The sequence below is a fragment of the Streptomyces sp. NPDC002088 genome (assembly GCF_040296605.1).
GTDB lineage: Bacteria > Actinomycetota > Actinomycetes > Streptomycetales > Streptomycetaceae > Streptomyces.
The window spans coordinates 112,431-124,008 of record NZ_JBEOXO010000009.1; the positions used below are offsets into that span (position 1 = coordinate 112,431).

11 protein-coding genes and 1 pseudogene are annotated in these 11,578 nt (G+C 72.1%); 4 read left to right on the forward strand and 8 right to left on the reverse strand.

Features of this window, described 5'->3' with window-relative positions; translation table 11 throughout:
- Position 1 precedes the first annotated feature (1 nt).
- Positions 2 to 1,000, reverse strand: a complete 999-nt coding sequence (locus tag ABT114_RS21015) for a nucleoside triphosphate pyrophosphohydrolase (protein WP_351144319.1) — start codon at positions 998 to 1,000, stop codon at positions 2 to 4.
- 214 nt (positions 1,001 to 1,214) lie between these two features.
- Here ABT114_RS21015 and ABT114_RS21020 point away from each other — a divergent pair, with 214 nt between their 5' ends.
- Positions 1,215 to 1,403, forward strand: a complete 189-nt coding sequence (locus ABT114_RS21020) for a hypothetical protein (protein ID WP_351144320.1) — start codon at positions 1,215 to 1,217, stop codon at positions 1,401 to 1,403.
- Positions 1,404 to 1,467: 64 nt separating this feature from the next.
- Here the strand turns inward: ABT114_RS21020 and ABT114_RS21025 are convergent, their stop codons facing one another.
- The 5 genes from ABT114_RS21025 to ABT114_RS21045 all read right to left on the reverse strand — a co-directional run bounded on the left by ABT114_RS21025 (position 1,468) and on the right by ABT114_RS21045 (position 7,949).
- Positions 1,468 to 2,115, reverse strand: coding sequence for a SurA N-terminal domain-containing protein (locus ABT114_RS21025; RefSeq protein WP_351144321.1), 648 nt, complete (start codon positions 2,113 to 2,115; stop codon positions 1,468 to 1,470).
- A gap of 140 nt (positions 2,116 to 2,255) precedes the next feature.
- The gene (locus ABT114_RS21030; RefSeq protein WP_351144322.1) at positions 2,256 to 3,086 is read right to left on the reverse strand and encodes a glycoside hydrolase domain-containing protein; all 831 of its coding nucleotides are present in this window, start codon (positions 3,084 to 3,086) and stop codon (positions 2,256 to 2,258) included.
- 169 nt (positions 3,087 to 3,255) lie between these two features.
- Positions 3,256 to 4,740, reverse strand: coding sequence for a serine/threonine-protein kinase (locus ABT114_RS21035; RefSeq protein ID WP_351144530.1), 1,485 nt, complete (start codon positions 4,738 to 4,740; stop codon positions 3,256 to 3,258).
- Positions 4,741 to 4,778: 38 nt separating this feature from the next.
- The gene (locus ABT114_RS21040) at positions 4,779 to 5,423 is read right to left on the reverse strand and encodes a hypothetical protein (protein WP_351144323.1); all 645 of its coding nucleotides are present in this window, start codon (positions 5,421 to 5,423) and stop codon (positions 4,779 to 4,781) included.
- A gap of 198 nt (positions 5,424 to 5,621) precedes the next feature.
- A complete protein-coding gene (locus tag ABT114_RS21045; RefSeq protein WP_351144324.1) occupies positions 5,622 to 7,949 on the reverse strand; it encodes an N-6 DNA methylase in 2,328 nt (775 codons plus the stop codon).
- Positions 7,950 to 8,145: 196 nt separating this feature from the next.
- On the opposite strand from ABT114_RS21045, the gene ABT114_RS21050 reads away from it, so the two are divergent.
- Both ABT114_RS21050 and ABT114_RS21055 read left to right on the forward strand, forming a co-directional pair.
- Positions 8,146 to 8,838, forward strand: coding sequence for an Rv1352/Rv1906c domain-containing protein (locus tag ABT114_RS21050; protein ID WP_351144325.1), 693 nt, complete (start codon positions 8,146 to 8,148; stop codon positions 8,836 to 8,838).
- A 146-nt stretch (positions 8,839 to 8,984) separates the two neighbouring features.
- Positions 8,985 to 9,785, forward strand: a complete 801-nt coding sequence (locus ABT114_RS21055; protein WP_351144326.1) for a hypothetical protein — start codon at positions 8,985 to 8,987, stop codon at positions 9,783 to 9,785.
- A gap of 28 nt (positions 9,786 to 9,813) precedes the next feature.
- Here ABT114_RS21055 and ABT114_RS21060 read toward each other — a convergent pair.
- Positions 9,814 to 10,314 (reverse strand): annotated as a pseudogene (locus ABT114_RS21060) (GNAT family protein); the annotation flags it as partial.
- Between the two features lie 37 nt (positions 10,315 to 10,351).
- Positions 10,352 to 11,065: an HNH endonuclease family protein gene (locus ABT114_RS21065; protein WP_351144327.1), complete on the reverse strand. Its 714-nt coding sequence runs from the start codon at positions 11,063 to 11,065 to the stop codon at positions 10,352 to 10,354.
- Positions 11,066 to 11,240: 175 nt separating this feature from the next.
- Between ABT114_RS21065 and ABT114_RS21070 the strand changes: the two genes are divergently transcribed.
- A complete protein-coding gene (locus ABT114_RS21070) occupies positions 11,241 to 11,426 on the forward strand; it encodes an antitoxin (protein ID WP_351144328.1) in 186 nt (61 codons plus the stop codon).
- Positions 11,427 to 11,578: the final 152 nt, after the last annotated feature.

Below are 11,578 nucleotides of genomic sequence, written 5' to 3' on the forward strand. Positions count from 1 at the left end.
GTCAGCCCTCACCCTCCGGCGCCGGCGCCGTCTCCGTCTCCGTCTCCCGGATCGCGTCCCGATAGGCCCGTGCCGCCGCCCTCAGCGCCGCCTCCGGGTCCACGCCCTCCGACTCGGCCCGCGCCGCCAGTGCCAGCAGCTCGTAGCCGACGCCCTCGGTCTGCGGGAGCGGGACGTCCAGGCCGGCCGTGCGGACGCGGGAGGCCAGCTTGGCGGCGAGGGCCAGGCCGGGCTGGTGCAGGGGGATGCCCTCGGTGACGGAGGTGCGCCGCTTCTCCTGGGCCTTCGTGCGCAGCCAGTGCTCCTTGACTTCCTCGGGGGTGGAGGCGGTCTCGTCGCCGAAGACGTGCGGGTGGCGGTGGATGAGCTTGGTGACGATGCCGGCGGCCACGTCGTCGATGGAGAAGGGCGCCTCCGGATCCTCTTCTGCGATGCGGGCGTGGAAGACGACCTGGAGGAGGACGTCGCCGAGTTCTTCGCGCAGCTCGTCCCGGTCGCCGTCCTCGATCGCCTCGACGAGCTCGTACGCCTCCTCGATGCCGTACTTGGCCAGGCCCTTGTGGGTCTGCTGGGACGACCACGGGCACTCGACGCGGATGCGGTCCATGACCTGCACGAGGTCGAGGAGGCGGGCGCCCGGGAGGTCGTAGGAGGCGGGGAGCAGCTCCAGCTCCGGCATCGCCACGCGGCCGGAGCCGGCGAGGCGGGCCAGGCCGTCGGTCAGCGCGGGCTCGCCCTCGCCGGTCGCCACGACCACCACCGTGCGCCCGCCGGCGCAGGCATCGACCAGCTCCTCGGCGGAGGGGGACGCCTCGTCGACGGCTATCCCCGCCTCGCGCAGATACGGCAGCTGCGGGTGCGCTCCGTCCGCGCACAACACTCGGTCGGCCGCGCGCAGCGCCTGCCAGGCGGGCCAGGACAGCAGGCCCGGGGCGACTCGGTGGCTGGTGGTGAGCAGGACGATGCGGCCGGTGGCGGCTTCGGGGCTGGGTGTGTTCACGCTTCGAACGTAACGCACGGCGCCCACAGCCCCGGGAGTCCTCGGCGTGGAACGACCGGGGGTGCGAGTCGGATCGCCGCCCAGTCCGACGCGGCGGCGGCCTGCCGCGGCCAGGCGGCTTCGGGGAAGGCGGAGGCTAGGTAGGGAACGTACGGATGTTCGGTGAACGGGAGTTGGCTGGACGGTAGGGCGACGGTCAAGCCGGTCTCCCGTTTTGACCAGCCCCGACCTGGGCGTGCGTCCGTACGTCTCGGCGGGCGGCTCGAAGAAGGCCTTCCTGGGCCTGCAGTACGTCACCCACCTGTCGGTGGCCGGCCAGGAGCAGAGCCTCAAGGTCACCTTCCCGGTGCAGCACCGCGCGGACGGGCCGCGGTTCGTTTCGGGGTTGGGGGTGACGCGCTGAGGGGGCGCGGTCCGTTCCGGGGCCCCGGGAGTTGTCCACGGGCCGAGCGGTACCGCCGTACCCGCTACGCCGTCTGCTGCGACCCCGCCGCCGTGACCTCCCGTACCCACGGCGTCTTCGCGTCGACGAGGCTGACCTTCTGGACGTCCCAGCTGCCGTAGCGCGGGTTGAGGTTCACGTGGAGTTCCTTGGACGCCTCGGACAGGGCCTTCCAGAAGGCGGGCTGGTCGGTGGCGGTACCGAGGTGGGTGGCGAGCTTCTGGGCCTCCAGCTGGAGGCGGAGGTTGTCGTCGAGGCGCGTCGGCGGGATGTTGTACTGCTGCAGCCAGGCCGCCTCCAGCCCCTCGGCGCCGCCCGCCTGCTGCTCCAGGCCGGCCCGCCTCTGCTGGACCTCGTTGCGGGTGACGCTGACGCCCGCGTCCTGGGCGGCCCGCCGGAGCACCTGGTCCAGGACCATCCCTTGCAGGGTGTCGCGGGTGAGGGTGCCGGAGGTGGCGATGGCGCGCGCGTACTGCGCGTCGTCCGGCACCGCCGCACGCTGCGCCGAGCGCACCTCCTGCACCCTGCTCTCCAGCTGCGAGACGGTGATGCGCTCGCTGCCGACGACAGCCGCGGCGCCGGGATGCGCATCGTTTCCGCAGGCGGTGAGGAAGGGAGCCGCGGCGGCGATCGCGGCGGAGAGGACGAGCGCGGTGCGACGGCGGCGGTGCAAGGGAACCTCCCGAGGAGATTGTGCGACGGTGCACAAAGTCTTGCGGTGATCGATGGTAGGCAGTGGTCAGGCTCTGGCCAACCCATTCGACCAACGATTCGCAAGCACTTCGGGCACCGCCGCGCGCCCGGCGGAAACCGTCAGCCCGTGATGGCCACCGGCCCGTCCCACGCGTCCCGGTCCACGGTGATCGTGTAACCGCCGCGGGTCTCCTTGCTGTTGACCATGTACTGGTGGCCCCGGCTGTGGTTCGTGAACTGGGTCGAGCCGAACGGCCAGTCGGCGGTGGTGGTGTTCTGCTTGTCCCACAGCGCGTACCAGAGGTTGCCCGGCAGGTCCGTCTTGTTGGTGGCGTTGGCGATCGCCTTCGCGCTGGAGCTGGTGAAGCCGTAGTAGCCGCTGCGGTACGTCTTGGCGCGCAGGGCCTTGTCGAAGGCGCGCACATACGTCAGCACGGCGTCGTTGCACGCCTTGTTCGTGATGTCGTACGACTCCATGTCGAGGTAGACCGGGCTGCCGGCCTTCATCCCGAGGGCGGAGGCCTTGGCGACCGCGTCGGCGGCGTCGCTCGCGCCGAGGGAGGCGGCGGTGGAGGCGCTGATCTTCTCGGGGCTGGAGCCGGTCTGGCACGGCGGCTGGGCGCCCACGTAGAGGGGGATGAGCTTCCAGCCGCCGGTGCTGACGGACTTCACCCAGGACGCGGTGAGGTTGGGCTGGGAGCAGCCGCGGTTCTTACCGCCGATGTAGACGGCTGCGGCGCCGTAGAAGCCGTCGGTGTGCCAGGCCTTCATCGCGGACAGGGAGGGCGCGGCGCAGGTGTCGAAGGCGCGGCCCGTGTACGTCTTCTGCGCGGGCCAGGTCGTGGCGGCCATCGAGGTCTGCGCGGCGATGCCGGCCCCGGCGACGACAGCGGCTCCGGCCACCCCCCACGTGATGTATCTGCGCTTCCTCGACTGACGATGGTTGGACATGTGTGACCCCACCCCTGGTTCTGCACTATGCGATACGCGATGTGCGATGCGATATGCGGTAACGGGCGCGCGTGGCGCGAAACGGATCGCAAGCTAACCGGATGCGCTCTGCTGTTCGGGAAAAACGACCCCTAGAAGATCACAAGATTCTCTCAGGGCACAGCAAAATCTAGCCGCGCACCTGCCCCAGCCACTGCAGCGTCCGGCGGATCTCGGCCGCGAGCGGGTGTCCGGGGCCCTGCAGCCGCTCCACGTCGTGCAGCAGCCGGGCCAGCGTGTCGTGGGCGGCGGCGCGGTCGCCGAGCGCCAGCAGCAGGTGGCCGATGCGGCGGCGGACGTCGAAGGAGAGCTCCGGGTCGCCGGCGACGTACTGGTTCTCGTAGTACGGCAGCAGCGCGCGGTACTCGGCGAGCGCCGCCGCCGGTTCGCCCAGCTGCTCCAGGCACTGGGCGGCCTCGTAGCGGTAGCGCAGGGACTGCGGGTCGGCCTGGCCGGCCTCGGCGGCGCGTTCGTCGGCGAGGCGGCGCAGTTCGGGCAGCGCGCGCCGGTACTGGCCGTCGTCCATGAGCGTGGCCGCGTACTGCTTGCGCAGGGTGCGTACGACCGGGGAGTGCTCGCCGTGCTGCTGCGCGGCGGCGGGCAGGATCGCGCCGAGGATGTCGACGGCCTGGGTGATGCGGCCCTCGCCGAGGAGGCGCTTGACGTCGTCGACGGCGCCGGCGACGTCGGGCTGCTCGGCGACCGGTGCGACGGGGGCGGGCTGGGGCGCGGGCGTGCGCGCGCGGTCCGGCCAGGGGGCGTGCGGGCGCAGGAAGGGGCGCGTGGGGTCGAGTGGCGCCCCGGTGGGTGTCCCGCGCGTGGGCAGGAGCGGCGCCAGGTGCTCGTAGACCTCCTGCGCGGAGGCGGGGCGGTGCTGCGGGTCCTTCGCGAGCAGGCGCAGGACCAGGCTCTCGAGCGCCTCCGGGACCTCGGGGCGCAGTCGGCGCACGGACAGCGGCGGCTCGTACAGGTGCCGGTGCAGCACGCCGAGCGCCGTCGAGCCGGCGAACGGCACGTCGCCGCTGAGGAGTTCGTGCAGCAGCACACCGAGGGCGTACAGGTCGGTGTACGGGCCGACCGCACCGCCCATCGCCTGCTCCGGCGCCATGTACGCGGGCGAGCCGATGGGGGTGCCGGTGTGCGTGAGGCGGGTGGTGTCGGCGTCCATGACGGAGGCGACGCCCAGGTCGAGGACGGTGACCGTGCCGTCCTGCTTCACCATCACGTTGCGCGGCTTGAGGTCGCGGTGGACGATCGGCACGGCGTGCACGGCGCTCAGCACGGCGCACAGTTGCGCGGCGACCGCGACCGCCCACTGCCAGGGGTACGGGTCGTGTTCGGCGAGGTGGTCGGAGAGGTCGGCGCCGTCGACGTACTGCATGACGAGGAACAGTTCCTCGCCCTCGCTGCCCGCGTCGTGCACGGTGACCAGACCGGGGTGGTCGACCTGCGCGGTCACCCGGCACTCGCGCACGAACCGGCGGCGCAGTTCGTCCGCCTCCTGGCCGGCGACCTTGTCGGGGCGCAGCAGCTTCACCGCCACACGCCGGTCGAGTCGCTGGTCGTAGGCCGTCCAGACCTGGCCCATGCCGCCCTGCCCGATGAGCGTGGCCAGTTCGTACCGGCCGGCGACGACGCGTCCTGTCGCCACGGTCACCTTCCGCCCTCGTAATTGCCGTCCCTGGGGTCCTCGCGCTTGCGCAGATAGTCACTGAGCTCGTCGAGCTCGGCGCGCACCTGGTCGATACGGGCGGGCGCGGGGCGCTGCGGCGGCGGGGACTGCGGCACGGGGGGCTGCGGCACGGGCATGTCCGGTATGTACGCCTGCACCGTGGGGGGTTGGGGCAGGTGCGGCTGCGGTATGGGGGTGCCCGCGTACGGCGGTGTGGGCGGTGTGGGCTGCGGGTAGCCGTACGGTCCGTGGGCGGTCTGCGCGTGGGGCGGTACGTAGCCCGCGAACTGCTGCCCGTACCGCCTGGCGTTGTGGAACCGGATGTCGGTGGCCAGGAAGTAGGCGGCGCTGCCGGCGCCGAGGATCAGGACCACGGCCAGCGCGACATCGCTCCTGGTGTCGCTCTCCGGCACCGTGCCGACGACCGCGAGCGCGGCGACGGACAGCGGAAGGGACAGCCAAGCCGCCGTCCAGTCGAACCACCGCCCGCGCAGAATCGCGACCCGGAACAGCGGAACACAGGCGAGCAGACCGCACGACAGGATGCCGGCGGCGGCGAACAGTACACGCAGGGTGATGACGGTACCCGTGCTGCGGGTGGGCGGCGCCGCGCCGTGGCCGTACATGACTGCTCCTGGGCCTGGGTTCGATGTCGGAGTTCGAGCGTATAGGCCGACACGGACAAGCGGTCCCGGGTTGTGCTGAACCGTTGTCATGCTGATCACTTCGTACGACGCCGCAGGTGGCGTCGGGGACGGGTCGGGGCCCGAACCGGGGACGGGTCGGGGCCCGAACCGGGGACGGGTCGGGGCCCGAACCGGGGCTCAGCCCGGCGCCACCGTCCCGTCCGTCAGCCCGTCGTACATCCCGCGCACGAGCTGGTCCCCGAGCCGGCCCGCGAGCCTGATCGCCCGCTCGAACTCGTCGAGTGCGCGGAACCGCGCGCCGTAGCGCCGCTGTTCCTCCAGCGGGAGCCGGGGCAGTTGCAGCCGGCGCACGTCGAGGCGGGTGGCGGTGGACGCGTAGCTGCTTGCCTGGCGGTTGTTGGCGGTGCCGCGCAGGAACCCGGCGAGGAACCACGGGTCGAGCGCCGCGGGATCGGGGCGCAGGAGCACGAGGTTGCGCCCCAGGGCGGCGCCCCCGGTCGCGTCGTCGATCACGCGCGCCACCGAGCCGCCGCCGAGCACCGGCACGACCACGTCGCCCGCCTGCGTCAGCACGGCCTCCTCGTCGCTCTCGGGCAGCGTCCCCGAAGGGTCCGTTCCGGCGAGCACGTCGTGGTCGGTGAGGACGGGCACGCGCGCGTGGCCGCCGTTTCCGCCCGTGCGCATCACCAGGGCGCCTCCGCGCGCGAGTTCGCCGATGGTGGTGAGCGGCCAGCGGGTTGGCTGCGCGGTCACGGCGGGGGGCGGGGTGAGGCCGGTGGTCAGGTGCAGGGTCTCGCCGAGGCGCTCGCGCACGGCCATGAGCTGCTCGGCGCCGTCGGCCGCCGTCGGGGGCGGGAGGTGGCGGGCCGGTGCGAGGTCGACGTCGTCGTCGAGGAGTTCGATGACGGGCACGGAACGCGCCAGGCCCGGCCGCTCCTGGAGGGTGCCGGCCCGGTCGTAGCCGCGCCAGGCGTCGAGCACGGCGTCCTTGACGCCCTGCCAGTCGGGCCCGCCGCGCCCCTCTCCGGCGAACTGCCCGGCGTCGGCGAGCAGCACCTCGGGCTGCGCGGGCGCCTTCTCGGGCCGGCGCAGCACCCACAGGTGCAGCGGGATGTTGTACGGGGGTGCCGCACCGACCGGCAGGGCGATGACGGCGCGCAGCGCGCCGCGGCGCAGCAGGTCGGCGCGGATACGGCGCCCGGAGCGGCGGGAGGCGGCGGCGGGCGGCATGAGGAGGACGGCGGTGCCGCCGTCCCTGAGCCGGGCGAGCGCGTGCTGCACCCAGGCCAGTTCGGACTCGGCGCGAGCCGGGAAGCCGTACTCCCAGCGGGGGTCGTAGGCGAGTTCGTCGTGGCCCCAGTTGCGCTCGTTGAACGGGGGGTGGCACAGGACGGTGTCGGCGCGCAGCTGCGGGTAGGCGTCGGCGCGCAGGGTGTCGCCGACGGCGCCGCGCACGGTGGCCCGGCCCTGCAGGGCGAGCCGGAGCGCGGTGAGCGCGGCGAGTTCAGGGGCACTGTCCTGGGCGTAGACCTCCTGGTCGGGGCGCGCGTCGAGGGCGCACAGCAGGGCGCCGGTGCCGCAGGCGGGATCGAGGACGGTGCGGGCGGGTCCGGCGAGGTCGGCCATGAGGCGGGCGAGCTCGGTGGGGGTGAGCGTGTACTGGCGCGGGTTGGCGTCGAGGTGCCGGCCGAGCAGGAACTCGAAGGTCTGGCGGGCGCCCGACTGGGCGGCGAGCTCGGCCGCGCCGCGCAGGAGGGGGGCGGAAGGGAGGAGCTGGGGGCCTGTGGGGAGGTGAACTGCGGGGGCGGTGGGTGCGGTGGGGGCGGTGGGTGCGATGTTGAGAGCCGCCTGGGCGTGGGCGGGCGCCGGAGCACTGACAGGCCCCGGACCGCTGACAGGCACCGGGACGCCGACAGGCACCGATGTGTTCACAGGAACCGGCGTGTCCACGAGGGGTCCGCTGTGAACACCGGCATCGGCTGCGACAGGTGTGTGCAGAGCGGCTGACCCCGCTTGAGCGGCATTCGGAGTGTTCACAGCGGCCGGGCGGTTCACAGCCGGTGCCGCCGCTGCGGATGCTCCGGCGTGAACACCCCGGCCACCACGCGCCGAGCCGAACCGTGGCGTGATCACCTGCTCCAGCGCGGCCGGCAGCATCGCGGCGAGGCGCTCGTCGGAGCCGGCGCTCACCTCCAGCCAGACCGTCGGCCGGTCATGGATGAGCAGCAGTACACAGCCGGCGTGGGCGAGTGCGGTGACCGGCCCCTCGGGGTGGCCCGCAAGCTGCTGCCAGACGCGTTCCCGCAAGGGCACTTCAGCGAGTTTTCCCTGGTGGCGCAGCCAGGCCTCGACCTCGGCGAGCGCGAAGGACGGGCTGGTCTCGGTGCCGCCGACGGGCTTGGGGAAGTCGGCGTGCCGGCGGCGCCAGTTGCTCACGGCCGCGCGGCCGACGCCGGCGAGCCGTGCGATTCCGGCGGCGGTCACCTCTGTCGCGTTGTCCTGCACTCGCCCCGCTCCCCTCGTCCCGACTCGTCCCCTGTGGCGTCGAGCATACCGACGCGTGCAAGAGCTACCCATTCACGACGTGTACCCAAGACACCCTGTGAACCGTGTTGACTCGGTTCACATGCTCTGGTCTTATTGACCCAGCGAACGAGCGGCCGCCAGGGGGGTAGCCGCCACGCCAGGGGAGGGAACAGCCATGGGCATGAAGGGCAAGGTCGCGCTGGGCGCCGTCGTGGGGGTCGTCGTCATCGGTGTCGTCTCGGCGAACGCCGGGGACAACGGCGACGGCGGTACGGCCGACGCCGCCGACAAGGGCTCTTCGGCGTCCGCGGCGCAGCAGCCCGGCGGCAAGAAGGACACCGGCAAGGCCGAGGCGGCCGAGGAGAAGAAGACCGCGTTCGCGGGGGACGGCGAGTTCCAGGTCGGTTCGGACGTCAAGCCCGGCACCTACCGCACCACCGGCAACAGCGACGGCATGTGCTACTGGGAACGCGCCAAGGACGCCTCGGGCGAGATGGACTCGCTGCTGGCCAACGACAACGTCACCGGCACCAGCTACGTCACGATCAAGGCCACCGACAAGCTCTTCAAGTCCAGCGACTGCAAGGACTGGGAGGCCGTCGACACCACGGCCAAGGGCTCCCCCGCCACCACGATGGACGGCGACGGCGGCATGTTCAGAGTCGGCGCGGACATCGCCCCCGGCACCTACAAGTCCACCGGCAACACCGACGACTCCTGCTACTGGGAGCGCACCAAGGACGCCGACCACGGCCTGGACTCGATCATCGCGAACAACAACGTCAGCGGTACGGGCGTCGTCACGATCAGCGCCAAGGACGCCTACTTCAAGACGTCCGGCTGCGGGGACTGGAAGAAGACCGGCTGACCGGTCGTCGCCGTGCGAGGCGCGGCGTCACCACACGACGCCCGCCCGCCGCCTCGGGCCGCGCCCAACAGCACCGCACCCCACCGCACCGCATCTCGTCCCACCACGTCCCACCACGTCCCATCACGTCCCACCAAGGAACTCCCATGCGTCGCACCGCACTCGCCGCCCTCTGCCTCGTCACCGCAGCCACCGCGGGACTCACCGGCTGCCTGTCCGGCCAGGACAAGGCGGACGACAAACCGGGCAAGGCCAACGCGTCCAACGCCTCCGACACCTCCCAGTCCGCCAAGCCGAAGGATCCGTTCGCCGGGCTGACCGGCGGGGAGATCGCCGACCGGGCCCTCAAGGCCACCACCGGCGCCTCCTCACTCCGTATGAAGGGCGATATCGCCGACGACGAGAGCGACGGCACGATCCGGATCGACATGGCCCTGAACAAGCAGAGCGAGTGCGCCGGCACCATGAGCATGGGCGGCCAGGGCAACGCCGACCTGATCAAGACCGGCGACACCGTGTACATGAAGTACGACGAGGCGTTCCTGCGCGCCCAGAGCGAGGGCGAGCCGAAGTCGGACACCGACGCGGCCGTGGCCCTGCTCGCCGGGAAGTGGACCAAGATGGCCGCGAAGGGTCAGGACGCCAAGGACATCGCGGGCTTCTGCGACCTGGACTCGGTGCTCGGCGGCGCGGAGGACGTGAACTCGGACGCGACCCGCGGGCAGACCACCACCGTCGACGGCACACCCGCGATCGTGCTGCACGAGAAGGACGGCAAGGACCGGTACACGCTGTACGTGGCCACCGAGGGCGAGCCGTATCTGCTGCGGATCGACAGCACGACCGCCAAGGACCCGGGGACCCTCACCTTCAGCGACTACGACAAGCCGGTCCCGGCGCAGAAGCCCACGGGCGAGATCCTGGACCTGGACGCGCTCGGCGGCTGACCGGCGCCCCGGGCAGCCGAAGCCCCGCTCAAATGGCGTGCCGCATCCACACGTTGGGCTCGACGTACACCGCGTAGCCGAGCTCCGGCTCGCAGTGCACCGGCACCAGTGCCCCGGGCACCTCGATGTCGCCCCGGGCGTCGAAGGGCAGGCCGGTCCAGGCGCGCCACTCCGCCAGCGAGCCGGACACGGTCATCGACGCCGGCGCCACGGCATGGATCGTGGCGCCGGCCCGGGCGTGGACGCGCAGCCACGGGTCGTGCGGCAGTCCGTCGGCGCGCACGCGGTTCGCGTACTCCTCGATCGGTGTGTGCGGTTCCAGGTGTTTGGCGCTGGGCCGGACGGGGGCGACGACCTCGCGGAAGCCGCGCGTCTGGGCGTTGTCGCGCATCGCGGAGAGCATGAGTGCGGACAGGCCGCGGCCCTGGACGTGCGGGGCGACGACGATCGAGATCGCGCTGACCGTGTCGGGCCGGACGCCGCGGCGCAGGTCGGAGAAGGCCCAGATGAGCACCTGGTCCCAGCCCCGCGGGAAAGCCGATTTCATCCGGCCGCCCGGCCGACGGTCAGTCCGCGTGGAATCGCGCCGGTGCCTCCGTCGGATTGCCCCCCGTGGGGAGTTCCTGGTCCGGGCAGCCGGAGAGCACCTTCTCCATCGCGGCCTTCTCGGCGGCGGTCACCCACAGCTCGTACTTCTTCTTCACGGCGACCTGCGCGGCGACGTACGCGCACCGGTATCCCTTGTTCGGCGGCAGCCAGGTCGCCGTGTCGCCGTCGCCCTTGCCGCGGTTGGTGCTCGCGTCGACGGCGAGGAGATTGAGGGGGTCGTTGGCGAGGGCGATGCGCTTGCTCGGGTCCCAGTACTTCGCGCCCTTCTGCCAGGCGTCCGAGAGGGCGACGACGTGGTCTATGTCGACCTGGCTGCGGCCGCGCCGATAGGTCACGTCCTTACCGGAGTACGGATCCGGCTCGAGGACGCCGGAGGTCACCTTGCAGGTCCCGCCGGTGAACCGGACCTCCTTCAGGTCCCGTTTCAGGATGTCGTCCCGGGTGTCGCAGCTGTTGGAGTCGGTGTCCGCCCAGGCGGTACCGAACCGGTCCCGGTCGTACCCCGTCTTCGGCGCCCGCCCCTTGACGGTCAGTGACTCGGCCGCGGTGAGCGCGGCGCCGCCGCCCGCGGTCTGTTCGGGCCCCGCGGAGCCCGTGGTCTGTTCCGTGCACCCGGCCACGGCGAGCACCGTCACGACGGCGATCGCCGCCCCACCCCTCAGACGCGCCACGGTGCGTCCCTCCCCTTGTTCCCCGGTTCCGCCCCGCACGGACAGTTTTCCCCGTGCGGGGCCGTGCACACCGTAACCGCCAAGAGGACTAGACCAATACCCCGGGGCTATCTGGGCATTTTGCGCAAGTCGGGCGTATCGTCGGTGGAGAGTGTCTCCCTGGAAGGAGCTCTGGATGGGCATCTTCGACAGGTTCAGGAAGAGCAGCCAGGCGCAGGACAAGGCCAAGCAGCTGTCCGACGCCGCGGAGCGGGAGGTCAACGAGAAAACGGGCGGCAAGTACGAGCGCCAGGTCGACGACGCGCAGCAGAAGATCGAAGGCGCACTCGGAATCGACCGCGACCGGCCGGACCAGCGGTAACACCGGCGGCAGGACCAGCGGCAGGGCCACCCGATCCGTGGAGGGTCACGGCCCGCCGGGCCGGCCGAACCGCCCCGGAACTGCAGCCGTCCGCACAGACCCTGTCTGTGCGGACGGCTTCCGCGTTCCCGCACTCGTACGCTTCAGCGCTC